The 26,939-nt window shown below is 40.8% G+C and carries 27 protein-coding genes and 1 pseudogene; 14 read left to right on the plus strand and 14 right to left on the minus strand.

Going from position 1 to position 26,939, the window contains the following annotated elements; all coding sequences use genetic code 11:
* The first annotated feature begins 341 nt into the window (after positions 1 to 341).
* Complete coding sequence (locus AC1DIV_RS03270; protein ID WP_477575715.1) at positions 342 to 773, plus strand: response regulator transcription factor; 432 nt, start codon at positions 342 to 344, stop codon at positions 771 to 773.
* Between the two features lie 134 nt (positions 774 to 907).
* Here AC1DIV_RS03270 and AC1DIV_RS03275 read toward each other — a convergent pair whose 3' ends face one another.
* Complete coding sequence (locus AC1DIV_RS03275; RefSeq protein ID WP_054399921.1) at positions 908 to 1,879, minus strand: DMT family transporter; 972 nt, start codon at positions 1,877 to 1,879, stop codon at positions 908 to 910.
* A 490-nt stretch (positions 1,880 to 2,369) separates the two neighbouring features.
* Here AC1DIV_RS03275 and AC1DIV_RS03280 point away from each other — a divergent pair, with 490 nt between their 5' ends.
* Entirely contained in the window at positions 2,370 to 2,654 is a 285-nt protein-coding gene (locus tag AC1DIV_RS03280) for an AbrB/MazE/SpoVT family DNA-binding domain-containing protein (protein ID WP_048677948.1), read from the plus strand.
* Positions 2,655 to 2,714: 60 nt separating this feature from the next.
* Here the strand turns inward: AC1DIV_RS03280 and AC1DIV_RS03285 are convergent, their stop codons facing one another.
* The 4 genes from AC1DIV_RS03285 to AC1DIV_RS03300 form a co-directional block, all read right to left on the minus strand.
* Entirely contained in the window at positions 2,715 to 3,152 is a 438-nt protein-coding gene (locus tag AC1DIV_RS03285) for a GNAT family N-acetyltransferase (RefSeq protein WP_072273422.1), read from the minus strand.
* 292 nt (positions 3,153 to 3,444) lie between these two features.
* Positions 3,445 to 4,590, minus strand: coding sequence for a Ger(x)C family spore germination protein (locus AC1DIV_RS03290; protein WP_477575717.1), 1,146 nt, complete (start codon positions 4,588 to 4,590; stop codon positions 3,445 to 3,447).
* 3 nt (positions 4,591 to 4,593) lie between these two features.
* Positions 4,594 to 6,078 carry a spore germination protein gene (locus tag AC1DIV_RS03295; protein ID WP_053087434.1) on the minus strand — a complete coding sequence of 495 codons (1,485 nt, stop codon included), beginning with the start codon at positions 6,076 to 6,078 and terminating at the stop codon, positions 4,594 to 4,596.
* Positions 6,053 to 7,153, minus strand: a complete 1,101-nt coding sequence (locus AC1DIV_RS03300; protein WP_477575719.1) for a GerAB/ArcD/ProY family transporter — start codon at positions 7,151 to 7,153, stop codon at positions 6,053 to 6,055. The genes AC1DIV_RS03295 and AC1DIV_RS03300 overlap by 26 nt, the downstream gene beginning before the upstream one ends.
* Before the next feature lie 241 nt (positions 7,154 to 7,394).
* Between AC1DIV_RS03300 and AC1DIV_RS03305 the strand changes: the two genes are divergently transcribed.
* From AC1DIV_RS03305 to AC1DIV_RS03335, 7 genes and pseudogenes are all read left to right on the plus strand, one after another.
* A complete protein-coding gene (locus tag AC1DIV_RS03305) occupies positions 7,395 to 7,913 on the plus strand; it encodes a YfiT family bacillithiol transferase (protein ID WP_477575721.1) in 519 nt (172 codons plus the stop codon).
* A gap of 2 nt (positions 7,914 to 7,915) precedes the next feature.
* Positions 7,916 to 8,452, plus strand: coding sequence for a GNAT family N-acetyltransferase (locus tag AC1DIV_RS03310; protein ID WP_477575723.1), 537 nt, complete (start codon positions 7,916 to 7,918; stop codon positions 8,450 to 8,452).
* Between the two features lie 23 nt (positions 8,453 to 8,475).
* On the plus strand, positions 8,476 to 8,961 hold the full coding sequence (locus tag AC1DIV_RS03315) for an SRPBCC family protein (protein ID WP_477575725.1): 486 nt from the start codon (positions 8,476 to 8,478) through the stop codon (positions 8,959 to 8,961).
* Positions 8,962 to 9,589: 628 nt separating this feature from the next.
* Positions 9,590 to 10,840: an MFS transporter gene (locus AC1DIV_RS03320; protein WP_477575727.1), complete on the plus strand. Its 1,251-nt coding sequence runs from the start codon at positions 9,590 to 9,592 to the stop codon at positions 10,838 to 10,840.
* A gap of 111 nt (positions 10,841 to 10,951) precedes the next feature.
* Complete coding sequence (locus AC1DIV_RS03325; protein WP_048686936.1) at positions 10,952 to 11,149, plus strand: hypothetical protein; 198 nt, start codon at positions 10,952 to 10,954, stop codon at positions 11,147 to 11,149.
* Positions 11,150 to 11,274: 125 nt separating this feature from the next.
* Positions 11,275 to 11,639, plus strand: a pseudogene (locus tag AC1DIV_RS03330) (IS1595 family transposase); the annotation flags it as partial.
* Positions 11,640 to 11,666: 27 nt separating this feature from the next.
* The gene (locus AC1DIV_RS03335; RefSeq protein ID WP_477575728.1) at positions 11,667 to 12,272 is read left to right on the plus strand and encodes a hypothetical protein; all 606 of its coding nucleotides are present in this window, start codon (positions 11,667 to 11,669) and stop codon (positions 12,270 to 12,272) included.
* Between the two features lie 474 nt (positions 12,273 to 12,746).
* Here the strand turns inward: AC1DIV_RS03335 and AC1DIV_RS03340 are convergent, their stop codons facing one another.
* Positions 12,747 to 13,142 (minus strand): winged helix-turn-helix transcriptional regulator, encoded by a 396-nt coding sequence (locus AC1DIV_RS03340; RefSeq protein ID WP_048687547.1) that lies wholly within the window; start codon positions 13,140 to 13,142, stop codon positions 12,747 to 12,749.
* A 135-nt stretch (positions 13,143 to 13,277) separates the two neighbouring features.
* On the opposite strand from AC1DIV_RS03340, the gene AC1DIV_RS03345 reads away from it, so the two are divergent.
* The 5 genes from AC1DIV_RS03345 (at position 13,278) to AC1DIV_RS03365 (ending at position 18,174) form a co-directional block, all read left to right on the plus strand.
* Positions 13,278 to 13,796 carry a DJ-1/PfpI family protein gene (locus AC1DIV_RS03345; protein WP_048687548.1) on the plus strand — a complete coding sequence of 173 codons (519 nt, stop codon included), beginning with the start codon at positions 13,278 to 13,280 and terminating at the stop codon, positions 13,794 to 13,796.
* A 276-nt stretch (positions 13,797 to 14,072) separates the two neighbouring features.
* The gene (locus tag AC1DIV_RS03350) at positions 14,073 to 14,765 is read left to right on the plus strand and encodes a cache domain-containing protein (RefSeq protein WP_477575885.1); all 693 of its coding nucleotides are present in this window, start codon (positions 14,073 to 14,075) and stop codon (positions 14,763 to 14,765) included.
* Positions 14,762 to 15,478: a HAMP domain-containing protein gene (locus AC1DIV_RS03355; RefSeq protein WP_477575730.1), complete on the plus strand. Its 717-nt coding sequence runs from the start codon at positions 14,762 to 14,764 to the stop codon at positions 15,476 to 15,478. The genes AC1DIV_RS03350 and AC1DIV_RS03355 overlap by 4 nt, the downstream gene beginning before the upstream one ends.
* Positions 15,454 to 16,152 (plus strand): methyl-accepting chemotaxis protein, encoded by a 699-nt coding sequence (locus AC1DIV_RS03360; RefSeq protein ID WP_477575732.1) that lies wholly within the window; start codon positions 15,454 to 15,456, stop codon positions 16,150 to 16,152. The genes AC1DIV_RS03355 and AC1DIV_RS03360 overlap by 25 nt, the downstream gene beginning before the upstream one ends.
* Before the next feature lie 819 nt (positions 16,153 to 16,971).
* Entirely contained in the window at positions 16,972 to 18,174 is a 1,203-nt protein-coding gene (locus AC1DIV_RS03365; RefSeq protein WP_477575734.1) for a C40 family peptidase, read from the plus strand.
* Between the two features lie 5 nt (positions 18,175 to 18,179).
* On the opposite strand, the gene AC1DIV_RS03370 is transcribed toward AC1DIV_RS03365, so the two are convergent.
* The 8 genes from AC1DIV_RS03370 to AC1DIV_RS03405 form a co-directional block, all read right to left on the minus strand.
* Positions 18,180 to 18,809 carry a poly-gamma-glutamate hydrolase family protein gene (locus tag AC1DIV_RS03370; RefSeq protein WP_477575736.1) on the minus strand — a complete coding sequence of 210 codons (630 nt, stop codon included), beginning with the start codon at positions 18,807 to 18,809 and terminating at the stop codon, positions 18,180 to 18,182.
* An 85-nt stretch (positions 18,810 to 18,894) separates the two neighbouring features.
* Positions 18,895 to 19,044 carry a CapE family protein gene (locus tag AC1DIV_RS03375; RefSeq protein ID WP_318290448.1) on the minus strand — a complete coding sequence of 50 codons (150 nt, stop codon included), beginning with the start codon at positions 19,042 to 19,044 and terminating at the stop codon, positions 18,895 to 18,897.
* A gap of 69 nt (positions 19,045 to 19,113) precedes the next feature.
* Positions 19,114 to 20,697, minus strand: a complete 1,584-nt coding sequence (locus AC1DIV_RS03380; protein WP_477575738.1) for a gamma-glutamyltransferase family protein — start codon at positions 20,695 to 20,697, stop codon at positions 19,114 to 19,116.
* A 74-nt stretch (positions 20,698 to 20,771) separates the two neighbouring features.
* Positions 20,772 to 22,055, minus strand: a complete 1,284-nt coding sequence (locus AC1DIV_RS03385; protein ID WP_477575739.1) for a CapA family protein — start codon at positions 22,053 to 22,055, stop codon at positions 20,772 to 20,774.
* Between the two features lie 10 nt (positions 22,056 to 22,065).
* On the minus strand, positions 22,066 to 22,515 hold the full coding sequence (pgsC, locus tag AC1DIV_RS03390) for a poly-gamma-glutamate biosynthesis protein PgsC (protein WP_048687555.1): 450 nt from the start codon (positions 22,513 to 22,515) through the stop codon (positions 22,066 to 22,068).
* Positions 22,516 to 22,530: 15 nt separating this feature from the next.
* Complete coding sequence (gene pgsB, locus AC1DIV_RS03395) at positions 22,531 to 23,712, minus strand: poly-gamma-glutamate synthase PgsB (RefSeq protein ID WP_477575741.1); 1,182 nt, start codon at positions 23,710 to 23,712, stop codon at positions 22,531 to 22,533.
* 787 nt (positions 23,713 to 24,499) lie between these two features.
* Positions 24,500 to 24,715 carry a hypothetical protein gene (locus AC1DIV_RS03400; protein ID WP_063594475.1) on the minus strand — a complete coding sequence of 72 codons (216 nt, stop codon included), beginning with the start codon at positions 24,713 to 24,715 and terminating at the stop codon, positions 24,500 to 24,502.
* A 449-nt stretch (positions 24,716 to 25,164) separates the two neighbouring features.
* A complete protein-coding gene (locus tag AC1DIV_RS03405) occupies positions 25,165 to 26,844 on the minus strand; it encodes a methyl-accepting chemotaxis protein (RefSeq protein WP_477575743.1) in 1,680 nt (559 codons plus the stop codon).
* Positions 26,845 to 26,939: the final 95 nt, after the last annotated feature.

Genomic DNA, 26,939 nt, shown 5'->3' on the forward strand with positions numbered 1-26,939 from the left:
CTGCGGGAGCAGCGGGACAGGTGAGACCCCACAGGCGTTTACGCCGAGGAGGCTCACCGCCCGCCCCGCGGAAAGCGAGCATCTGGAGGGGAAATCAACCACAACTCACTACCTGGTAAATAGCAACAAAGTATGTGAAAACAGCCTTTTATTTAAATAACGCAGCGTAAGGTCGAGACTCCTGCGGGGCGAGCGCCTAGAGTGGAAATCAACAAATAATGAAGGGATAGATAGGTAGTGTAATCGGCTAAGAATTTGCGGGGTTTCAGGTCAATTTTTCGGATCTTAACAAAGAATGCTAATATTAGAAATAGATTAAAGAGGGAAAGTAGGTGGCTCTTATGGAGAAGCAGGTACATATTTTAATTGTTGAAGATGATAATGATATTAGCGGATTGCTTTGCAATATGATGAAAAAAAGTGGATATGTCCCTCAGCCGGCATTTTCAGGGACGGAAGCAATATTGTACGTGGAGAAAAAGAAATGGGATATGGTGTTGTTGGATTTAATGCTGCCAGGAATGGACGGGGAGGAATTTCTTCGTAAAATTAGGGAGCATCATCATGTCCCTGTTTTGATTATATCCGCAAAAGGAGAACAGCAAACGAAAATAAATGGATTGCGCGCTGGGGCAGATGATTTCATTACGAAGCCATTTGATATTGAAGAAGTAATGGCAAGAATAGATGCTCATTTAAGAAGATCTTCAACCATGAAAAGAATAGAGGAAAAGAACCAGCTTACGTATAGAGGCATTACTGTGGATACTTGAATGGTGAGCTTTTTGCCACTCTGAAAAATCATCAATTTATCATGACCTGTCAATGGAAAAAAGAACGTAGTCCGCTTCTGTTTTCAGCTCAAAAAAGCCCCGAAGTCTTATCCGGGGCTTTTTTTGCTTGCTATTTAGGCATTCACTGTCCGTTTCGGGGATGGACCTTCTTTTTTATGAGATACATAGCTATGCAGGATCATTCCCATGATGACGATAAAGATGCCGAACCACGATAACGGAGAAGGAATCGGTAAAGATAGGAATAGTAATTCGCCAGCAAGGGCAAAAAGGACCTCCATCGATTGTGTTGCTTCAACTGAAGCTAATTTCTGCATATTTCCGCGTACCAAATCGGTCGCCATGAAAAAAAGGACCGTGGCAATGACTCCAGAAAATAGTGCCACCAAAAGGGATTGGAAACTCTGCATCTTCGTCGGTGCACCTACTGTAAAGAAACCGTACAAGGAAAGCAAAAACCAGAATGGCAGACTCGCCAAAGTCATTCCCAAAACCCGCTGATAAGCATCCAGACGGCCTTCGGATACTTCCATCATTTTGCGATTTCCCAAAGGGTATGCAAATGAGGCGATGACGATTGGAATCACTCCCAGCCAAAGATTGGCCATTGAAATGTGTTTGGTATGTTCCAGTTGCATCAGGATGATCCCAAGCAGAATGATCATGGACATGAGGAGGCCTTTCACAGAAACCCTTCCCCTTTGCCTTTCGATCCCATCTTTCGTTTGGACATTTTCAAAAAACAGCGGCGCAAGCAGCGCACCCGAAATGATCGTGATTTGCCAAGTGCCGGCGATCAGCCAGCCAGGTGAGTAGGCGGACGCAAAGCATAAAGGAGCATAAAATAACCCAAATCCGACAAAACTCCAAAGCAGCCAAGGACCCGGCTTTTCTCTCATCACTTGTAAAAGGGGACGCAGGTTTTTTCTGCTCCATACGATACACAACAGAAAGGGCACCATAAAGATATAACGCAGCGAAGCACTCCAAATCCAACTTCCGCCAGACAGCTCCATGGCCTGATTCAAAACAAACGTAAATGCAAAAAAGAAAGCAGAACAAATACCTAATATAATCGGACGCAATTGACTCACCTCAATCTGTTTTATGAGTCAGTAAGACTCTGGAAGGATGGCAATCGTTTCGGCTTTCTGAAAAATTTTTCAGGAATGAAAGCAGAATGAATTTTCTAAATATTATAAGCGATCAATTTAAATTGTCCTTCAAAAGCAAAAGAAAATCAACAGGATTCTTTTAAGCTAATGAAATTCATTCTTCATGATTCGACATGAAATGAAAAGAAAGCTTGTTGGAATTGAATGAAGGCGTTTCCATTTTTGAATTCAAATTAGAAATATATACCAAAGCAAGAAGCGATAAACGTTGTCGTGAAGCGTATTATGGAGGAATTACTAATATTTTATATAAAAATCATATAGAGGCAGATAGTATATGAAGATACGAGAATTGACGAATATGGTAGGTAGTGGTATCTTAATAGAAGTGCAAATAATGTCGAATGGTGACGAAATGTATAAATGCAACATTCGCAAGAAAGTTAGTGGGGTAAATTAAATGAAATCTACAGGTATTGTACGTAAAGTTGACGAATTAGGGCGGGTAGTCATTCCAATTGAACTGCGCCGAACATTAGGAATTAATGAGAAAGACGCTCTGGAGATTTATGTAGAACAAGAGCGCATCATCCTTCAAAAATATAAACCAAACATGACTTGTCAGGTTACAGGTGACGTTTCAGATGACAATATGAAACTTGCTGACGGTAAATTAATACTTAGCCCAGAAGGTGCCGAACTTCTAATCAAAGAAATTCAAGCCAGCATGGAAACTGCTAAATAATTAATATACTAGATAAATAGCATCCAAGTGTAGGGAAGGTTTTCCCTACACTTTTTTATATTAAATGGTGAAATAATAAAAATGGTTCGATTCACGGGAGAAACCAATCTTTTCATAAAGTCTCTGTGCTTTCACATTATCCTTGCCTGTCTCCAGTGAAACCCCTTTAGCACCTGTTTCACGTGCAAAAGCGATGGCCGCGTTCAATAACTCCTCGCCAAATCCCTTTTTACGGGCGGACTCCTTCACGAATAAATCATTCAATACCCATGACCGCATCATACTCACAGAAGAAAAAGAAGGATATAATTGTACAAAACCAATTGGATTTCCTTCATCAAACGCCATAAAAACCACAGACTCCCCATGTGTCAGCCTTTCCCTTAAAAACTCCCTTGCACGACCAGGATCAGAGGTTTGCTCATAAAACACCCTGTATAAATCAAAAAGTTCCGTCAGTGATTCCAGCTCATGTAATGTAGCCTTCTGTATGCTCATAAATGGACCCCCAAATGTTAGAATACTCTAAATTTACCATTTAACCATGCTATCCGCCAAATTCCGGACCACATTTTCCAGCCCCAAAAATCAGGATGGAGCTCAAAAAGGCACCATCCTGATTTTTTCATCATGTAGAGGGCTGTTAAACCCGAAATGAGCAGCAAACTCATGAGATATCAGCGTTTATCCATAGAATGCGGCAGCAGCCTCACGATATATAGGCGTTTACTCGTGAGTTTAGGTGATTTACTCGTGAAATTGGAGCAAATACTTGTGAGATAAGCCAACTTTACTCGAGTGGCTTATCTTCTAATCCGCCTGTGTTAAGGATATGTACCTTTACGTTTATATCATGTATTGAATCCTTATCTAAATAATCCTTCGGCTCGTTCATATGATTCTTTTGCCAGTATTTTGTTTCTTTGATATAAAGGGTGTTGCCTAAGTTTAAAGGGTCTGCGTTCTTTTGGAGCCCTATATGAAACGTTGATAGGATTTCTTTTTTTATTTGGCTTTCGAATTTACGTTTTATTTTCTCGATATCGATTTGGGTATCAAGCCCCAGTATTTTGCCGGATACGTCAATTTCAATATCGAATTTGTACTTTCCATCCTTGAGAACAGGTTTTACTTTATGATTCGGATGGGAGAAAGAGGCATAGATGTCTTGCTTATTTATGGTAATGTTCACTGGAGTTTTGTTGGTCCTTTTAGTGAGCCAGCGTAAACCGCTCAGTTCTTTTTCAGAGAACCAGGGCTGGGACACTTTATAGTAAATGACAAATGCTCCATCCATATAGAGGCTTTTTCGATTTTTATCTTTTTCCTTCCAAACTTTATCGTTCCAGGAAATCGAGGGTAAAATGGTTGTAGATGCTTTTTCCCGCTGGGCAGAATAATACCTTTGGACAGTAATGGGTTGGATGAATGATCTAATCCGGTATACATCATCCGGAAAATATAATGTCGTGTATAAAGGTGATAAATTAAAAAAGCCGTTATTGGAGAAAAGCTGTTCCATGGAACTTTTTGTGCCAAAGATATTGGCTGAGTATCTGAGTAATTGGTTTCTGTATATATAATCCACTATTTCTGCTCTTTGCCGATTCAAAACATTTTCACTGATTACAAATGTGGATACATGCCCTATATAGAGAGACTGTTGAGTATTGCGCATTAGTTTATTGATGGCGATCGAAATGGACCGTCCTTTTTGTTTCCCTACATATACGGGAGGCGCTTGCGTCGGCTTTGCCTCCGTTTTAGCTACCGCAGCGAAGTCTACAAGTTGCGTATAAACTATGTATTCCCCATCTTGGAAATCTATCCCGATGGCTGTTATATAATGAAAGTCCTGGATCGTTTTTTCATCCCAACAGCCTGAAAGTAATAGGATTAAATGTAGGGTCAACCAAATTTTACAGATGCGGAACATGCCTTACTGCCCCTTTCTCGTCTTATCATCAGCTGCCAAAGATCGTTTACTGATGGAATTCCATGGCCTCTTTATGAATGAATCCAGTATTTTTGTGATCCTTAGCGGGTTCATTCCTCCAATATATGGAAGACCGAATGAATCAAGCCTGGATAGTAATGTGACAATGGAAAGGAAACCGATTATCAAGCCATAGATTCCATAAATGCAGCTTAGTAACAGCACAAACATTCGCAGAACGGTAACGGCACCTGTTAAAGACTGGTTTACAAGTGTATAAGATGCAACAGAGGTTACGGCGGTGACCACAAGCATGGTTTGCGAGGTCAGTCCTGCCCTAATTGCAGCATCACCGACAATGAGACCTCCTACAACGGCAACTGTCTGCCCAACCGCTTTAGGTAACCTGACTCCGGATTCACGGAATAATTCAAATAAAATGAGCATGAGAATGAATTCCATCGTGGCAGATAAGGGAAGTCCCAGCCTTGAAAGGGTTATCGTGGCTAGTAACGGGAACGGCACCTGTTCAATATTGAAAGCGGAAATCGATATCCAAAACCCCGGCAATAAAACGGTAATGCCAAGCCCCATAAAGCGAAGAAGTCGCTCAAGGCTTACAAATAGAAAAGGAAGATTCGAATCTTCTGCGGTTTTTATTTGCAATAGTAAAGTAGAAGGGGCCACGATTATCGTTGGCATACCGTCCACGATTAGAATGAATCTTCCTTGATTGAGTGCTTCGACTACAAAATCGGGGCGACTCGTATAATGAGTGAGTGGAAATATACTAAATTTACTGTTAGTGATCAATTCCTCCAATTGTTGGCTGCTCACCAAAATATCAATATCAAGGGAGTTGATTTTCGATCTTACATTTTTAACAAGTTCTTTATCGATGATGTCATCCATGTACATTAGTGCGACTTTCGTTTGACTGCGCCTGCCAACGATAAAGTCTTCATAGGCAAGCGATTTGGTTTTTAGCCGCTTTCTGATTAAGGCTGTATTCATGGATAAATCTTCGACAAATCCATCTCTTGGCCCCCTTACCGAGACCTCGAAGGAGGACTCCTCAGGCTGCCGGTTCGGAACTTTGGACAAATTAATGGAAAATAAATCTTGTGTTAGCGGTATGAACAATAGAGCATTCCCGGAGAAAATCTGCTGTTGGACACTAATGAATTCACTATCAATGGTCACTTTCGTCAAATCCACCAATGGTTTTAGCTTGTTGATAACCTTTTCTGCATCTATTCTCTCATCCAATTGCATCATTTTATTTAACTTTTCTAAAATTCCTTCGTTCAGTAAACTGATATCAGCCATACCCGAGCAGTAAAAAATAAGGATTGGAATGGGCCTTTCGGTTTCTCCGATATAAATCTTGTCAAATAAGATATCTGAGCTTGAACTGAATAACTCTCGAAATGTCTCCTCCCTTAATTCAGGGAGGGTTGGCTCATTTTTGGATCGTTTCATTCTCATGTTTTTTACCCTCCTTAGAACTAATGAAAGTGCCGATAAACAAAAAGGCGGACAAAAGTATCAGGAAATAAAGAGCACCAGGGTAGTAAAAGGTTTGGGTTATATGCAAGAACTTGAAATTACTGTAGGGAACGATGGAGACGATCACCATAAGAAAGCCTACAGCGAAGAGAATTCCCAGCTTCATTTGGTTCGTTTTTTTATTAAAGACTTCAGTTATTAAGAATAAAGCCAGTGAAACACGAATATAGGCCCCAGCAAGCCATTGATAAATGGAAAAGAAATCTGTATGTTCGATATATTTTCCAATAGTCAGCAGCCGCCACTGTTCATAGGCAGGATACCTCATGGCTTCGGCTAAGGTCGGCCCGAATTCAGCGAGTGCAGCTGTTAATGGGCCGAGAAGTAGAAACACTAATCCGAGGCATATGGAAACCAATACTTTCCGACTGATCTTATCAGAAATATTTTCCTGAAAGAAAGCCAGTAAAATCAGTTCGGCAAGGCCATAACCAGTATATAGAAAGCTCTTAACGCCATGAAAATAGCCATTCTCGAAAAGGGGAAGGAGGTGGCTGTAGTCTTTTGTCGGCATATTTCCGGTCGCGACGAAAATGCCAAGAATGATGACTATGGGCAATAATACAGAAGAGCAAATGGCAATGGAGCGCATACCTGAATGGGCAAGGAAGATACATAGCAGTGTAAACGGAATGATAATCGCTAAACTTGGGGTTTCAAAAAGAAAGCTTGTAGTGATCCAATCTATCGTTTCCTTTGTAGTCGCCAAAACAAGGCTGATCAGGTAGAGCACTATAAAGAATAAAGCGATATTTTTAATAGGTTTTCCAAATCTATTTTCAAGCCAATCCGTCAGGGATTGATTATTCATATTCTTGATTATCCTCGATAATATGTAGACCCAAATCGGGATCAACCCAATCGTAATGATAGAAAAAAACCAAGCATCCCTTCCGCCGGTGGATAGGAGGAATGGAATCAAAATAACGTGATTAAGAAGGCCGATTGATAAAAAGAAGATGCTCAGGGTTTGTATCGAACTAATTTTCTTCAAGATGATCCTATCCCCATTTCCATTTCCATTGTTTAAAGATTGGATTGATGCAAAATGCCATTCATTTGTTTATGATTGCTAAATGAGGAAATAGTATACGCGCTAATGATATGGATTAAATTTCCTGATATTTAGTGATGAGCAGTAGAGCAAAGCAAAGTATGCCGGAAAAAGGATTTGTCTTAATCGATAAAGAATATATATAGATGCTATTTTTATTGAACATCAAGGGGGAATGAAGATGGATTTAAGATACCCGATTGGGAAGTTTCAGTTTGACGGGGAAATTACTAGTGGTGTAGCCGAAGGGTGGCTCAACGAGATTGAAGCCTTGCCTCAGATCCTGCGGGAAGCGGTAGGAAACATGGATGATGAACAGCTTGATACGGCTTATCGTCCTGGAGGATGGACGGTCCGCCAAGTGGTGCATCATGTTGCGGATAGTCATATGAATGCGTATATTCGCTTCAAATTGGCCCTTACGGAAGAAAATCCTGTCATTAAACCGTATGAGGAGGGGAAATGGGCAGAGCTGCCTGATTCTGATTTGCCGGTTGAAGTTTCTCTATCACTAATCGAAGCTGTACATATCCGCATGGGCAAACTTTTATCTGGGCTTCATGCAGACGACCTGAGCAGAACATTCATCCATCCTGATTCAGGAGAGGTGACAGTCGGTGAAAATATAGGAATTTATGCATGGCACGGACGCCATCATCTGGCTCACATTACTACTTTATCAAAGCGCCAGGGATGGTGAATATGACTGAGAAAGGTGTGATTACTGTGAACGCCGATGTGAAAATCGAACAAATAACATCAATCGAAGATCATCTTAATGAACTGTCCGACCTTTTGGTGCAAGTGGTGGATGATGGTGCGTCCATCGGTTTTTTACCACCCATGAAACAGTCTGACGCCATTGATTACTGGGGTAGTGCCATGAATCCTGATGTGATTCTGTTGGTCGCTAAGTTACAGGGTAAGATTGTCGGGAGTGTACAGTTACATTTATGTTCAAAACAAAATGGCGGCCATCGAGCGGAAATCGCAAAATTAATGACGCATACTGGTTATAGAAGAAATGGCATAGGACGTTCACTCATGCTAGAGGCTGAGAAGAAGGCCAAACAGGAAGGGCGGACATTATTGGTCCTGGATACGAGGGATGGAGATCCTTCAAATCTCCTGTATACCTCATTGGGATATATTCAGGCAGGCAGGATTCCTGAATATGCGAAATCTGCAAATGGTGAATTCCAACCGACCATTTTTTATTATAAAAATAATCTCGGGTAACGAATTGAATGGGGGGAATCCAAGTGCAAGCTTCAATCGAAAAAGATGGTAATGGGATTATCGCAAGATTCGATCGCCTGCTCAATCATTCGGTTGAAAAGGTATGGGGTGCTTTAACGGAGAATGATAAGTTGGAAAAGTGGATGTCCAACCTGGAAATGAAGGACCTCCGAAAAGATGGGACGATAAAATTCAATTTCAATGATGGGTCAGGGAAATCTTTTGATATGAAGATCAGGGACTTCCGGAAATCTGCCGTTTTAGATTTTGAATGGGGGGACGGCTGGGTTCGTTTCGAGGTATCCCCTGAAAAGGATGGATGCTCATTGGTATTGAAAGAATCCATTACGCCAGTTAATGATCATACATCAAAAGATTTGGCAGGCTGGCATATTTGCCTTGATATGTTTAGTGATTTACTTGATGGACACCATCAGGACTTCCCAATGGATGAATGGGAAAAATGGCATAAGGAATATACGGCTGCCGTCAAACGAATGGATGGATAATGGATGTGTGACAGGCAGCAGGATACATAAGGAAGCGGAATGATGAATTTCGGCCAAAGCCGAAGTGATGCTTCTGCCATGAAGGAAGTTTCTTGTTGATATTCCAGTTGGCTCCATGTTAAGATGACTTTAACTTTTAAGAAATGGAGGTTTTCCTTGTGACATATATCAGACTGCGTTTCCAATCTTTGAACCGTTAATTGAATACGTTCAAGAGCTCTGCCGTCCGCAGGGTAAATGGGAATGGTCTGTCTATTTTTAAGGAAACCTTCATTTTACGCATTAAGAAAAAAGAGACCCAACCTCTTTTTTTGTGTCCAGCTGTAGCCGGGGCAACCTTTGTGATCATAGGTTTTCACGATTCCAGTTGAATTTAAAATGGAAGAATTTGTATAAAGGGAGAATTACATTACCTATCCAAGGGTCATTTTGGATAGATCTAAGATTCTTCATTGTATTGACCAAACCGAAGGCCAGTGGGAGATTGATTTTTTATCGTGAAAATAGTCATCCTCTCAGGTTTCTTTAGATAGGTTCTGATCCATTTACTCTAAACACAGGCAAATAGCCTGTGTTTTTTTTAGGGCATTAAGAACAAATATTGAAAATAGAATGAGGTGTTTAAGAGATGAAATCATTAAATGAACAAGTAAAGGACAATTGGAAAAAGAATATCACTCTTTTTCTAGGCAGTCAGACGATATCCCTCTTTGGCTCGTCCTTGGTCCAGTATGCCATCATGTGGTATATCACATTGAATACACAGTCGGGTGTCATGATGACGATATCCATCGTTTGTGGTTTCGTGCCCACCTTCATACTCTCCCCAATCGCGGGGGTATGGGCAGACCGCTATAATCGGAAGATACTGATCATTCTTTCGGATTCTTTGATTGCCATTTCAACGCTCGTATTGGCCATCTTGTTTTTAATCGGCTACGATGAGCTTTGGCTGCTTTTCGTCATGTCCGCTGTCCGCGCAATCGGAACTGGGATCCAGACTCCTGCAGTCGGGGCCATTCTCCCGCAGCTTGTGCCAGAGGATAAGCTTACGAAGGTGAACGGGACAAATGGAAGCATTCAAGCGCTAGTGATGCTCGTTTCCCCCATGGTGAGCGGCGCGCTGCTTACGATGGCTTCAATCGAAACCATTTTCTTCATTGATGTGATTACAGCTGCAATTGCCATCTTCACATTGCTGGCCTTTTTGAAAATTCCAGCACATGCGAAGGCATTAAAAAAGCAAACAACCAGCTATTTCACCGATTTGCAAGAAGGCTTCAGTTATATCAGGAATCACGACTTTCTTAAGAAGTTCTTTATGTTTTTCGCATTTTTCTTCGTGCTTGCCGCACCAGTTGCATTCCTAACACCGCTTCAAGTCACACGCTCTTTCGGGAATGATGTTTGGCGGTTGACTGCGATAGAAATCACCTTTGCCATCGGTATGATGCTAGGCGGGATTTTCATGGCTTCCTGGGGAGGCTTTAAAAACAAGATCCATACGATGACACTTGCAAGCCTTATAATCGGTGCCTGTACTTTCGCTCTTGGAATCATCCCCGTTTTCTGGATTTACTTGATCATCATGGGGGTAGTGGGATTGGCGATGCCCATTTTTAATACGCCGTCCATGGTCTTGTTACAGGAGAAAATCGAGGGTGATCTTCTTGGGAGGGTATTTGGTGTTTTAGGAATGATCTCGACTTCCATGATGCCCCTGGGGATGCTTGTATTCGGACCGATATCCGACATCATTAAAATAGAATGGCTCCTTATAGGAACTGGTATATTGCTGTTCATTCAAGGTTTTTTCCTGCTGGGCAGCAAAGTGTTGATCGAAGCCGGAAAACCTATCTCCAAAGATGCCTCCGAGTAATGGGGCACGGAACGACATGCCAGGCTGAAGGATTTTCAGCATGCCGGATATTTATTCTTGTAGAAAGATGATACCATGAAAGTCATCATTTGATTGGGGAAGGAGGAAAAGATGGGTTTTTTGGGGAAATTATTTAATTGGATGGTAGTTATCGGAATGATTCTTCTTATAGGACGATTGATTACGATGGCGTTCTTGTTTCTGGAAATTCCATTTACGACCTTTTTCAAGGACTACAGTCTCATTTCGATCATCATTTTAATAATAGGTGCAATTGGTCAGCAATTCACCAAGCCGGGTAAAAAGTAAATGAGTTATCACCTTTCCTTTTCATGAAAAGAATCAGCTTCGAATTCACTAGACCGAGATATTCTAATGTCGGTCTAGTTTTTTATTTAAGCTATGTTAAATAATTCTGACTGTGGAACAACATCGCTATCGGCAATGAATTGTCGTCGGACAATACACTTTGCACCGATGCTTGGAGGGCATTTTCCACCTAGGCAAGAAACAAAGGATTGGAACACTACTTTTTTAAATCAGACGGTGCAGAACGTGTAGAGGGATTTATCATATCCAAAATGTTAATAATTATCACATTCTATTGAAAGGTTGGATACAACGACTTAATGGAGTAGCAACAAAATACCTACTCCATTATTTGAGTTGGTTTCATTTCTTGGATATGATTAAACATCGAAGTGATAACATTTCAATAAGTAGTATGATAGTAGAAAGTTGTCTTTTCAAGACAGATGTTACTTATAAAGAGTTAAAGATTATCAACCTTAATAAATGAATACATTGGAACTAAGGGGGCGGAAAATTGAATATAGAAGTTGGCTATTTCCCGAAGAGATATTATGACTCAAATCCTGATGCTGGAGGTTTTTTTCCGTTTGCAATAGAAGGCACTACACCATATGTTTTCTCAATGGATGGCTTTTATCTACCAGAATGTGATGAAAATTTCCTGCCATTGTGGATGAGGAATATTAAAGCATTTCCACTTTATTTTTGTGCTGAGGTTTCTTCTTATTGGAAAGATGAGTTTGAACATAATTGCAAGGAATTCAATATCAGTTATAGATACTTAACTAACCGATACGTTGTTACTGAAATCCAGAATGAAAAGCAGTTTAAGGAGATTTTCTCTTTCTATATTACTCTTGGTAGTGGGAATGATTTAGTTTTATGGTCCACAAACAAAGATGTATTTAGTGTAGAACAAAGAGAATGGAAAGGAAATTGGGAAGGGAAAATTGCGGGAACAGTAGTGGTTAAAGTAGAAGTCGATGTAAGTATTTTTTGGATTGGCTATGATGGAGATAACATTGCGGTTATCTCAAGTCAATCGAATTTCGCAACATATAAAAAAATAATCAAGACTTTTCCCGATTTTGTAGTTCCAAAGCTATGTAAGTACGAGTAATTTTAAAAATTAAAATGATTATGAGACCCCTGATAAGAGAAGGTCTCATTTATTTGACTAAAAAATAACAATATTATTTAAATTAACCTTTATTTAATAAATGTTCCAGTTGATTTCAGAAATCCGCTCCCTTTCCGCCGACAGTCTGCCAAGCCTCCTCGACGCAAGCGTCTGCGGTGTCTCGTCTAGCCAGTTATTCGGCAGGAGTGTCGCAAATTTCTTCAATCGATTAAGGGTATAGGAAAAAAAACATGAAGAATAATCTAGTCTTAAGAATATTGGGGATGAGACTAGCCTACAGTTTTTTCTTAATAAATGTTCCAGTTGACTTCAGAAATCCGCTCCCTTTCCGCCGACTGCCTGCCAAGCCTTCATAGTAGTATGCACTAGTGGGGTCCCGGCCCTTGGAAAGCGAGTGTCTGGAGGCAACGCTCACATTTTACAATGGGCTTTGCTTTTCGGGTCACGAATGCATTATTTATTCCCATCATTTTCACTGACATGCATTTCTTGTTTAATTTCATTCATCCTGTTTTTTCCCCATTCATACATCATTTCAACGATCGGCAGCAAGGTCATTCCAAGTTCAGTCATGGAATATTCGACTTTTGGAGGGATCTCGGGATATACCTCCCGATGGACGATGCCGTCTTCCATTAGTTCACGTAACTGATTCGTTAAGATTTTATGGGATATTTTCGGGAAAAGCCGTTGTAGTTCACTGAATCTGTGTGGGCCTTCTACACCTAAATGCCATAGAATGACGATTTTCCATTTGCCGCTGAATATGGATAAAGTAAGTTCTTTTTCGCAATTATAATAGCCGTTTAAGATCTTTTCTTTGATTTCATCTCTTAATGTTTCTGACATGGACATTAGCTCCTTTTTTATTTTACCAGTAACCTTAAGGTAACCTCCGCACATAAAAGTGCATTCTTCACAGCGCCGATTACGAGCGTTACAATTTGAGTGTCATCAGACAATTCAATTCAGGAGGCAATATATATGAGTAAAAAAGCATTACTAATTATACCACCAGAACGTTTTAATGAAGATGAATTATTTCAGCCGAAGGAAGTATTGGAAAATGCAGGGGTGGCAGTGACGATAGCCAGTACGAAAACAGGAGAAATAACTGGTGACTATCAAGGCAAGGCTTTGGCAGAGGTGATCTTTTCTGAAGTTTCAGCAAGTGATTATGATGCAATCGCAGTAATTGGGGGATCAGGTACGAATGATCATCTATGGGGCAACCAAGAACTGCAAAGTTTTTTGAAACAAGCGCATGAACAAAAAGTTCTTGTAACGGGAATTTGTGCAGGTTCTGTCACTGTAGCGAAAACAGGTTTACTTTCTGGACGTAAAGCTGCTTGTTACCCAGTTGATGTTCAAATTGACGAATTGAAAGCCAATTCCGCTGAATATGTAAAACAGCATGTCGTTGCGCATGGTGACATCATAACGGGTGATGGTCCGGATGGCGCAAAAGAATTCGGAGAAAGCTTAGCCGCAGCATTACGCTAAATCGCGTTTAATTGCTGACTTAATATCCCCTATGTGAAACCCTTGGATTCTATACAATCCAAGGGTTTTTTTATTTGAAAATGGAATGCGAACTTTAGACCTATTAATTTTATCCGTTATTGGTGATTGATAAGGGATTGATAGGTATATAGTATGTTTATGTGGAAAAATAAAGTAAGTGATCGTAATTTAGGAAGGATCCATTTTGAGCATAGATTGAATCTTTGTTTTCACACATAAGGGCATTTGCAGGCCAAATAAAGGGGGAAACTATTGATGAGAAGTTCATCGATTGACAAGAAAGAAAAAGTAAAGAGAAGGATATCGCTCCGGATAAAATGGTTACTATTTATATGTACAACCGTTTTTCTCGCGATAGTCGTATCCGTTTCGATAATGGGGGTAAAGGTGACTTCCATTTTTAAAGAAGATAGTACGTCCATCAACGAAAGCTCGGCCCAAAATGCAGCGGCACAAATCAATTTGAGCATGGCCACGTATGAAAATTCGCTAGAGCAATTATCACAGCTGGTTTCCAATCAGATCAAGAATGGTGATTCAATCAAGGATATTCAAAAAACGTTAGAGGCTTTTCAAAAGAACAATGAGGATTTAATTTCCGTTTATTATATGGATGGATCGGATGGTTCCTTGTATGCTTCTCCCCAAATGGATTTCAATCAGGATGCCAGGGAGACAAAGACTTATACGCAGCTGACCGAAAGACCAGAAACGAAATGGATGGATGTGTATAAAGATGGAGGTTCGGGAATGATCATGACTTCCGTTGTCACGCCCGTTTTATCGGATGGGAAAATGGCAGGGGCCCTGGGTTATGATATCGACCTTGCGACAATCGGGAAAATGAGGTCAACCATCGAAAAAGATTCCACTAGCAATCTGGTGATATTGGATTCACAAGGGTTTATCGTGAGTTCATTCATGAAGGAATGGACGGGAAGAATATGAATCCTGACAAAAGCGGCTTGGAAGAAGGTGTGGAGGATTTCATTACGGACACTGACCGATTCAGTTCAGAGTTCAAGTGGGTGGCCGACATGTATAATGGGGGCGGAAAAGCGAACCAATCCTTGACGTTGGATGGTGAAGATTACACAGGTGAATGGAGTACGGTCCCTGAAGTGAACTGGAAGGTGTTGGCGCTCACACCAGACAAAATACTGCAATCCAAGCTAGGTGACATTACTAGAATCGTACTGGTATCAGGTATTTTAGGTCTTTTATTCGGGATGGTATGTGCTCTTTATCTAGCAGGAAAGTTAACGAAAATCATGGCCGACTTCCAAAAAATCATAGAAAAGACGGCGAGTGGGGATTTAGTGACCGAATTTGCCATTAAATCCAATGATGAGATTGGGGACTTGAGCAAAAGCTATAACTCGATGCTAGGGAAATTAAGAAGATTGGTTGAGAAGGTAAACGGCAATGCGGAATCGGTGACAAATGCCAATGCCGGCTTAAGCCAAATAGCTGCTGAAAATAGTGCGGCCATTACAGATGTTTCACGCGCGATAGAAGAGATTGCAGCGGGTGCTTCGAATCAATCTGAACAGGTGGAGCACGGTGCGGGTACGATCCAGGTCCTTAGTGGAGAAATCGATGGGTTATCAAAAAAATCAAGGGAAACCAGTCCGTATTGGAACTTGCATCTGAAAAAATAGAGTCAGGGAAACAACAGGTAAGTGGTTTGGAAGCGTCATACCATAAATTAGAAGTGGCGTTCTCTGCAGTCACCAGCATGAGCTTAAGACTTGTGGAAAAATCAAAAACCATTTCAGATGTCACGAATGCCATTTCGAAAATATCGGAACAAACCAATTTATTATCTTTGAATGCATCTATAGAAGCTGCAAGGGCAGGTGAGTCCGGCAAAGGTTTTGCTGTCGTGGCGAATGAAGTAAGGAGCTTGGCTGATGATTCAAAAGAAGCTACAAAAAATATTCAAGCAATCATCCAAAGCATTCTGTCAGATACAGAGGAATTGCTGAAAACGACAAATGAAACGAATCAAATCAGCAAGGATCAGAAAAATGCCGTGAACACGGTAAGTGAAGCCATGAAAGAGCTGGAAGATTCCGTCGGGAAAATATCCAATTCGATTCAGGAAGAAACACAATCCATTGAAAGCATCAATCAACAAAAAGAAACGGTTATTAAAGTGATAGAAGAAATCACCGCCGTATCACAGCAAACGACAGCTTCATCAGAAGAAATTGCATCATCCATGGAGGAACAAGCTGCTTCTTCCAATGAACTTGCTCAATATACACAGCAGCTTACACAGTTAATAAATGATTTGGAGCAGACGCTAGGGGAATTCCAGATAGAGAAGTAGGGAATAACAAGTATTGCAAAAAGGGAGGCCATTACAGTGGTATCCTTTTTTGTTAGATTGCCATTTCATCATTCTGAAAGGTGAATCGCGGGGACATCTCTCTATGGTGGACAAAATCAATAGAAGTACAAAAGTACAATTTAGAGGATCGGGTCAAGTATCCATGCTTTTTTTACAAAGGGGAATAATATATAGGAATCGGACAAGTCGGCACGGATATTAGAAGCTTGCACAAATTTATTATGCGATAGATTTATAGTAACGAGAGGGGAATGCCATTTAGCTTTCCCCTTATTTACTTCTGCAAGATGATACCAATGGATTTGGGTTCCTGATCAATAATCCATCGCCTTCGTAATCAATTTCCGTTTGTTCTCATGCAAAACCTCAAATACGTTTCCCTTCCAAAACTATGCTGCATATCTTCCATTTTTATCAAAGTGTTCACTCCTATTTCGTCATCCTCATCATAAATAGGGCAAGCCGTATATGCACGACTTTATCATGACCGGGATTTCTCTAATCTACCTTTACCCATACTGCCAAGATAAACAAAATCCTCTAGGAATTCTTCGATTTCCAACTTTTTTCGATGAGATATAGGAATAATGATTTACTTTTATGGTGTTTTATTGAATCCGACTGTTGGTTTTTTGTAAAAAATAGGCTAAAGGTTTCATTATTTTTACCGATAATATTATTGTTGTAAGCATTAAGGTGCATCTGATTGAGTGGATGATAGGATAGAAGATTCATATGATGGGATTTACATGAACATCGTAAATATATAAATATTTCAGCATATAAAGGAAGGTTAAAATGTTTAATGGAAAAATAAGCTGTATGATACTGACATTGGTATTCATGGTTAGTTTCACTTTTTTACCTGGTTTAAAGGCCGAGGCTGCAGATCCTGTGCATACTGTAATCTCTGGCGAAACGGTGGAATCGATTGCCAAGACATATGATATATCGGCTGAACAATTGATGAAGACGAATGGTTTACCGGATGATAAGTTATTTGCGGGCCAAAAGTTGACAATCATTCAAACGGCGTATACTCCTTCCATCTATCAATGGTCGGAGAGAGGAAAAAATATTGCGAAATATGCGAGATCTTTCATAGGGTTTAAAAAGACAGCTGGAGAGGAGACGCCTGAAAAAGGATTCGATTCGAGCGGATTGATTCATTGGGTGCTTTCCCGGCAAAATGTGCCGGTTGATCGTTTGACAGTAGATGGTTTTTATAAGCAAGGGATGGATACAGCCACTCCGAAAACTGGGGATATAATATTCTTTCTGGAAAAAGACAGCTTAAAAGTGGTGACTGCGGGTATTTATGTCGGCAATAACCAATTTGTCAATTCTGGATATGGTGCCGAAACGGTTCAGGTGAGATCCACTACAGAAGATTACTTTGCAAAATACCAAGTGGCGTACAAAACATATACGCCTAAAGGAGAGCATATCGTCCAAACGGGAGAAACGCTTAAAAGTATATCGGAGAATTACAGTATTTCCATGAGTACGATCAAAAGTCGTAACGCTTTAAATACCGATGAGTTGATGCAAGGGCAGTATCTTCAACTATACAGCAACCCGTTATATCCGTTTTACGTAAACCGGGAGGCTGCATATGATAAGGCATATGATGTCATCAAGTATGCATACACTTTACGCGGATTCACCTATGTTTTCGGGGGAGAAGATCCAATGACTGGAATGGATTGCAGCGGCTTCATTTATTGGGTCATGAAAGAGCAGGGCATTTCGGTAAAACGAGGTTCCGCAGAGGATTACTTTTCATTGGTGCCCAAAATCGATAATCCAAAGGCAGGGGATTTAGTATTTTTTAGCGACACAGGAACAAGGCTAGGTGTGACCCATGTAGGTATTTATCTGGGTGATGGACGTTTTCTCCATACAACGGAAAACGCAGGCGTTCATATTTCCAACCTTTCGTCAGGTTATTTTGCCGAGAAATTCGAAAGCTTCGGTCAAGTTGAAAGCCTCATGGACTAAGAAGGTCATTCAACCTGTTTATATTCATGAGTCGCTTTTTCAATGGCAGTAATGAACCGTTTAAGAAGATTACAGTGATTGGCCCTGTTCTTACTGGTAAAGTCATCACCTTTGAAAAAGCTTTTTCTGAGCTTTGTGGAAAGTTCCAATTGCACGCCTGCACCCGTTTTGGATGTGTTGGTGATGTTGTTTCCATTCATGCCAGAAAGGTGCTGCGGTGCATGATCAGTTTGAAATCCAGCTTTGTTGAGGCATTGCTGGATAAGGTTCTTATATGATTCGTTCTTTCCGCCAATGTAAACCAGCGCATGATGTACGTCGTAGTGGCCATGGATCGAAAGGGTGGTCTGAGCATTCGCTGCCATCGAAACGCCGCTCGGTTCATTGAATAAGCGGGATGTTATATGGAGGACCTGGTTGCCCCTTGATTTTAGGCCTTCGAATAGATAGGTACTTGCACAAAGTTTCTCTCCAAGTGCGGCTGCAACTTCGCTCGTACCTGGTTCGATATTCCCGCCATGGATGGCTAGAACTGCAATATCAGGATTCCTGTGATGAACGATGATGCGGTAATCAAGGTATTCTTGTTCATTTTCCTGCAGTTCAAAAAAATCGGTATAGCTATTTTCAATCATGGTAATCCTCCGTATCTGTAGTGTATCTGATCTTCCATACCCGTTGACGGCAAAAATAAAAAAAGCGGGGATGCCCCAGCTTTTTTTATTTTTCGACTGTTGTATATTGTTCTATTTTCTTTTGCTCGTCGGGTGTTAACGTTTCTGTCCGTTTAAACGTATTCATTGTTACAAGCAGGGCTGTTACAAGAAGGACGGGTATTACCCAGCTTGTTATTTTTTTTACGATATTCATATTCAAAATCCCCTTATACAACGCTAAAATTCTTATGATATTTAGAAAAGGAGGGGCTGGATTGCCTGTTTAATGCTGAGCTTTCCAGCTTCCGTTTCTTCTTTTATCTCCAGCTCCGGATATTTGTCCATTTTTCTCGTTTTTAACGAGTCCTTGAACCCCGCCATAATACATGGGGGAAATCTTCTGAATGACTTCGTATCCTGAATCTTCCAAGTCGGATATGGTTTCATCCGAAAGCCTGGATTCTGTATAAATCTTCTTTCCATCAAAGACGAACCGATTACGATCGACGATATCCTGTAATGAGCCTTCATTTTCTGTATAAGAATAAAGAACCTGCATCAATACTTGCGGAATCCTATTCCCGCCTGGTGAGCCGATCCCGATCGATTCGCGCCCAGGTTTCTTGAGAATGGTCGGAGCGGTGAAAGTTCTTGACCGTTTATATGCCTCTTGAGAGTTCAAGCCGGACCTGAAATTTTTCAATTGATCGTTAAGGAAAAATCCATTTGTATAATCCCCAGATCCGAAAAAGTTACTGAGCGTATTTGTTGTGGAAACGACAGTGCCATTTTTGTCCATTATCACAAAGTGTGTCGTACTTTCATGTTCTTCGGAATCATTCGGTTCTTTATCTTCCCATTTTTCACTTTTTATCTTATTTTTAAGATTATCCAAGTGAATGGGGGAGAGCAATTTTTCCGCCTTGGAGTGACTTATTCCATCTCCAACATGGACGGTCCGATCTTGATAAGCGGTATCCGTGATGCCCCCCAAGACTTTCATATAAGCTGATTTGCTTGAAGAATCACCTAGGTTCATTTCCTCGGCTAGCTTTAACATTTCAAGAACGGTAATTCCTGAAAAGGGCGGAGGGGCGGTAAAAACATCATAACCGGCAAATGTTCCTTGGACCGGTTTCCGTTCTTTCACCTCATAGCGCTTTAAATCCTTCAAGTCGATATCTGATTCCCTTTTAATATCCCGCGCAATTTCCCCTTTATAAAAACCATCAGGACCTTCCTGCTGGATCTCCTTCAATGTTTCAGCAAGTCTTTCCTGGACGAGGGTTTTGCCTGGTTCAATGGCATCACCATCAGGATAAAAAAGTGAAGTCGCATCGGAGGATATCCTTGGCTGGGCCGCGTCTAAGCGTGATGATAACGATTCGTCGACTTCAAATCCTTCTTCAGCCAAATCTATCGCCGGCTGAAGAAGATCTGCCATTGGTACGCTCCCATACTTATCACTGATGACCTGCATGCCGGCCACTAAGCCAGGAATCCCTGTATCGTGTCTTGAACTTGGGTCTTCTGGGGAGGATTCACGATAATCGATAAATTCGGGTTCGCCGGATTCCGGGGCAATCAGCATACCGCCGCCGCCTCCCACGCCAGATCCATAAGGTTCGACTACACCTAACACATACGATACCGCAATGGCGGCATCAGCGGCCGTTCCGCCGTTTTCCAATATATCCATACCGACATCTATTGCGATCGGATTTGAAGAACTGACCCCATATGATTGTTCCGTTTTACTCTTTATCGGATCATTCGTGTCAGAAATAGGGGGTGTCTTCGAACATCCAGCAATATATATGAGCAAGCTTAGGGATATGAGCACTTTTCCCGTCATACGGTTAATCATCGGTTGTTCCCCCTTTTCGTTGAGCTTCTAAGTTGTGTATCTTCATTCTTCAAATAGTAGTGATAAAGCGTTTCTTACTGAATGGGTTGCATTTCCGGTTGTTTAGCTTGTACGGCCTTTTTGTCTTGTAGGGCCTTTTTCTCTAGTGCAGCTTTCTTTTCCATTGCTGCCTTTTCCTCTTGTTCACGCTGTGCCTTATGATCGATTACCTTCTTGTGATCCAAGGTAATCTCGATGCGATCCTCTTTTTTAGACCACTGGACTTTTTCACTCGTTTCCTTCGTCAACTGTCGGTAAACACGTGATTTGTCAATGGAAGAGGTAGCTGGCCTTGGTGTTGCTTCTTCAATTTGCAGCGGTACGACATCGATTGTAGCTTTTCCGTCTTCCGCTAAATGGTATTGAACCATGGCTGAATCCTTTGTGCGTGTCCAGCCTTGATCGAATATGAAATTTCCTAGACTATAGAAAATGATTCCATCTTTATAAACATCAAACGATTGAAGCACGTGGGGGTGATGCCCGATGATGATGTCAGCGCCCGCATCGATGATAGCTTTAGCCAAGTCTTTTTGCCGATCGGTTGTTGAGGTTGAATACTCTTGTCCCCAGTGCATATTCACCACAACCAAGTCTGCATTGCCTTGCTTGGCATTCCTTGCTTTGCCGATCATTTCAAATAATAAATCAGGATTGGAGTTCAATAGTCCGGCTTTATCATTTTTTGATACGGCATCCTTACCGTAAACATCTGTGAAGCCAAGTGTTGCAACACGTACGCCATTAACATCCGCATAGTCGATGCTGTTTTTTGCTTCCGCAGTGTTCGATCCAACACCGACATAGTGCATATCCTCACTTTTAAATTCATCAATCGTGTCAAGGAGTCCTTGTTCTTCATAGTCCATCATATGGTTATTTGCCAATGACACCACAGAGAAGCCAGCATCTTTAACGGCTTCCACACCACTAGTATTGGAGTTTAACCGGATTGGAGTATCTGCTTCCTTGTAGTTAGATACCTCTTCTTTTAAAGCGGTATGTTCATAATTCCCACTGACATAATCCGAATTGGCAAAATAGGGTTTCATATACCGGAAGAGGTATTCATACCCGTGCTTTTCCGTCACTTCTTCAACATAACGTCCCATCATCACATCACCGACCATTGTCATCGTCAATGGTTGATCGGATTTTGTTGGGACTGTTTTCACTTCCTCAGCCCGTCCCATCCAAGTGGTAATGACTAAAGCGATTAGTAATATAGGTAGTATGATTCCAGTGTATTTAAGATTTTTTTTCTTCGTGCGTTTAATAAAGATAAGTGTTTTTTCTTTTGCATTTAAAGTCCGTTTCATTTTTTGCACCTCAGAATAGGTAATACACGTTCATTAAACCGAAAGTTAAACCGGATAATAAAAGCGTGCTGCCAAGTGTCAATGGCATTCCTTGTCTTTGTATGGTATTCGCTATCAATCCAGGTACGATTATACCGATTCCCCGAAACTCGAATATTTCAAAGGGCATGACGGGGTAGACTAAGTCCAATAGGAGTTTCAAGCAAATCCCGGTCACCATCATGGCGGCGAATTTTCTTCTTCCATATAAAATCACCCATCTTGAAAGGCCGTGGGTGACGATTAAATAAGTTACGACACTAATGATCAAAATGGTGAGCATGATTTCCCATTGATCAAATACTAATGCTAAATAACCTGGCACGATAAGTCCTGCGGGTACGACACCCGTCTTTTCTGAAAATATAAGGCTAAGCGTTACTCCAAGTACTAGGGCTACGTATAAATCCGATCCAAACATTAAGGTTCCTCCTACTTAACTTGCTTTTTGCTTTGTTTTAGATTTCATGAATGCTTCAATTAATGGTTCCGCTGCACCGTGAATATTCCCGACACCGTAGACGATGCGATTTTTCATCAATGGGCGGAGACGGGCCACGATTTCTTCAGTTGACCAGTTTTCTAAATCCCAATATTCTTTAGTATCCAATTTACTTTGCTCGAATACCCTTGTAATCGGTGATGTGGTTTCACCAATGGCAATGACGATTTCAGATTTTATGTAAGGCAATACATCTCTTGCAAACTGCTCAGTACGGTCCACACGATCGGCACGGCAATTCATGATGACGATAGGAGGTTCTGTGCTGTATCCGAACGTATTGACACGTTCCCATATGTTCAGCGTCGATGATGCATCATTTGCAGCAAAGCCATTGACAAAGAAAGTTGGCTGGATGGGATCTCCGAATTTGGTGATCCGCATGGCACCTGGATCGGGATGCGCATTCAACATGCCGCGAAAAGCCGTTTTTTCATCAATGCCCAAAGCTTCAGCAACGGCCAAGGCCAGTGATGCATTATCAGGAAATACCATATAGTCGAATTCACGCAGGAACTCTTCCGATATTCTGGAGTTGTCTGCAACGATTACTTTTGTGTTGCGTTCTTTGGCAATTTGCTTGAAAAAGTCCAAATATTCACTTTCGATGGTTATTAAGTGACCATTATGGGGAATGGTAGCAGTGAAGGCTTCAGCAACCTCATCCAATGTCGGTCCCATGACATCCATATGGTCTTCCAATACATTCACGATGACCCCAATGTTTGCCTGGATCATTTTGTTTTGAAAGATTAGTTGATAGTCAGGCTGTACGGCCATGCACTCACAAACCAGTGCTTCCGTGCCTAAGTCGGCAACTTCTTTAACTACACGCCGTTGTTCTCCTATGTTGGGTCCTTCCGGGCGTCGTACAATCGGTTTTTCCTTGTCGGTAAACCAATAGATCATTCTTGCTGATGTTCCGGTTGTTTTACCTACTGTTTTGTATTTAGCTTCCTGGATCACACCTGTAATTAGACGCGTTACAGTCGATTTCCCTCGAATCCCATTCACATTCACACGTACCGGGATGGAGTCGAGACGCTTCTGATGGCGTTTTTGTTCAAAAATGCCATAGCCAAGCAAAAAGATCGCACAAATAAATATTGGTGCCATTTTTTAACCTCTCTTTTTTTCAAATATTTGAATTACTGAATACACACTACATGATTTTAAACTTAATAGGCAAGAGTCAATTATTCTATCGTAATATAGTTATCGTCAGCTTTTTCAAATATATGTATATTAGAGTGTAATAGTATCTAATGGGATAAATTGTTTTATGAGTACAAAGATATGGCTGAAAATTGAGGGAATCGAGGTTTTATTACACTAAATTATGGAAAGTTTAATAAAAACCTATTTTGGTCAGAAGCAAAATAGGTTTATGAGTATTTGAACCTAATTCATAATGGCTATATTTGAATAATAATTAATTTTTAAAAGTGAGGTTTATTACAGTTTATTAATTGTTTATACCCATTGTTTGACATAAACGTTACAATTTTTATGCATTTGTCATTCAATGTGAAATATTGCATCTAACGACTCAATTAGTTGAACTCTTTTGAATATGGATAAAGATGAGTAAAAGAACACATCTCTTTTTTTTAAATATTTTTCGGTTTTTCCTTGGTAATACCCAGGGGTCTATAATTGAACTTTTACCTAAAACATGAAATAAACTAAAGTTAACCCATTTCTTTTAAAAAATACCTAGTTTCTTCTATAAATATAGTGTTTATAGAAGAAGGAAAAATAAAAAAGCCCAGAAGCATATCTGAGCTTTCGGCTTATATATTGTAAATGAATGTAATGGTCACGGATCTCCGTTAATCATGGAGATTTAACTATTGTGGGTCTTGAGTTACAGCTTGGGTAGCTGATAATGGAAGGAATCAGGTTAACTGGATTTCTTTCTGTCAGAAATCTCAAGGTTGGAGCCCTTTTTACCGCCATCAATCACATAAAGTCTAGGAGCTAATCTCCTTCTTTTTCCTTGATTGTCAGGATTCATCTTCATATAATTTTCGTATTCTTTGCGAAAGAATTCTTCGGTTTCCCGTTCCAGTGCTTTTCTTTCTTTAAAATCTGCGATGAATTTGAAAAAACGTTTCATATGAATTCCTCCTTATGGGGTTAAAAGGTCTTAGTTTAATAGTAACATATCGTTGGTGTAGTTTAACCTTTTTTTACAAATTTGGAGTGGAAAATATGTTTTTGTGTGAATAAAGTTGTGAATGGTTTGATTCGAGAGAAAGCATGCAATCGATATTTACTGAGCATATGGGCCCGTGCATGGTGTTGAAAGGAAAGGTCTGGATTTGCAGGTATTGGAAGTAATCATTATTTCAGTTAAAATATTCCTTTGATTATATTCATTATACACTAAATATTCTGAAAACAAAGGAAAATATTCACTTCCAGCCGCTTTTGATAGATTTGCTTTTTTAATGGTTCATTATTTTGTATAGTTATATATTCCCCGAATATACGAAAATGAAACAACACTTATAATAGGAGAAAAAAAGCAAGTTCCCGCATTCAAGCAGCGGGAACTTGCTAGTGTCATAATTGGAATTTCTTAACCTGTGCAGTCAGCAATTCTGCCGAAGATGCAAGTTCACTGGCATGATTCGTGATTTCATCCATCGAAGAACTGGATTGCTGAGCGGAGGCGGAGACTTGTTCGATTCCTGCCGCGGACTCTTCAGAAAAGGCAGCGATATCTTCGATAGCCTGATTGATTTTTTTGCTATTTGTGGAGATATAGTTCAATTCTTCGGTAATATGCTGTATTTTCATTTCCATATTCCCGACAGAGTGATTGATTGTTTCAAAGGTTCGGCCTGTGAGTGTGATCTGTTTCGTGCCTTCATCCACTTGAGTATAACCATCTTCCAGGGAGTGGACGACTGTTTTTGAACCCGTTTGAATGGCGGAGACAATATTGGTGATATCCCCAACGGAGTGTGTGACCTCTTCAGCGAGTTTCCGCACTTCATCGGCGACGACGGCAAAGCCCTTGCCATGTTCACCAGCACGAGCGGCCTCTATGGCTGCATTCAGCGCCAATAGATTGGTTTGATTGGATATATCTTTGATGACCTGCACAAGCTGCGAGATTTGCTGTGATTGAGAATCGAGCCCTTTCACTTGCTCTACGGCATTTTTGACAATCCCATCAATACTTTGCATCTGTTGGACTGAACTGCGCATTAAAGCGGTGCCGTCCTTGGTCAAGGAAAGGATTTCGGTTGAACTTCTAGCCACATCCGCTCCTTCCAGGTGGGCCAACTCGATCCTGCCGGTGAAATCATCCATCATGCGAACCATTTCGGCTGCCCGGCTGGCTTGTGACTCCGAACCTTCCGAAAGTTCATACATCGTAGACGCTATTTGCTTGCTGCCCTGCTGCACTTCATTTGCTGATTGAGTCAGATCCTCGCTTTGGTTGGTAACGGATTGCGAAATAACGAGCATTTTTTCGATCGTATCACGAAGGTTTTTCTGCATTAGGTTGGCGGAGACCGTTAATTCGCCCAGTTCATCATATGACTTTTGCTCCAGGGGCTCATGATTCAGCTCTCCGTCAGCCACCATTTTCATCCTGTCCCTAATTTTAAGGAGGGGGGTGGTAATGAGGTTGGCAGTAACAAGCGCCAGCACAAGGCCGATAAGGACTGCTGCAATGGATAAGATGATACTTGTCGTCTTGACCGATTTCCCGCTTTCGATGACGGTTTTACCTGAAGCGACAATCAATTCCTCGCGTTTAGAAGCAAGCTCCTTGAAACCCTCCATTACTTCATTGCTGATTGGCGCCACTTCATTTTTGAGTATCTCTTTAGCGCGTTCTTCATTTCCTTTTTCATACTGGATAAATACCCGTTCTACAATCATCGTCCTCCAATCCACGCTCTTCTCGATCAATTCCTTTGTTTTATCAGAATCGCTTAAGGCTAGGAGTTCCTCCTGGATGACCTGGCTTTCTTCGGTATATTGTAAGAACCTTTCTTTATAACTCTCGTCGCCATATAGAATATAGGCCCGGACGAATGCGGTTCTTTGTGCTAGATTATATAGGAGCTTTTCGTCTTGGATAAGAAGCGGAAGTTCCCTTTCGATGATATCCTGTGAGTATACCAGTGACTTGTTGCTGCTATAAATGTTGAATGCTCCTAAGATGACACATAAAGATATGATGAGTGAAAATGCCACCAATACCTTTGCTTTAATGCTTTTCAAATTATTGGACCCCTTTATCGATATTTTATTCACTCTTTTTATCGGATTTTTAATGTGATTTTTAAGTAATGAAAAGTTAACCAAATTTTCCACCA

The sequence above is a fragment of the Peribacillus sp. 05N428 genome, from assembly GCF_056397085.1.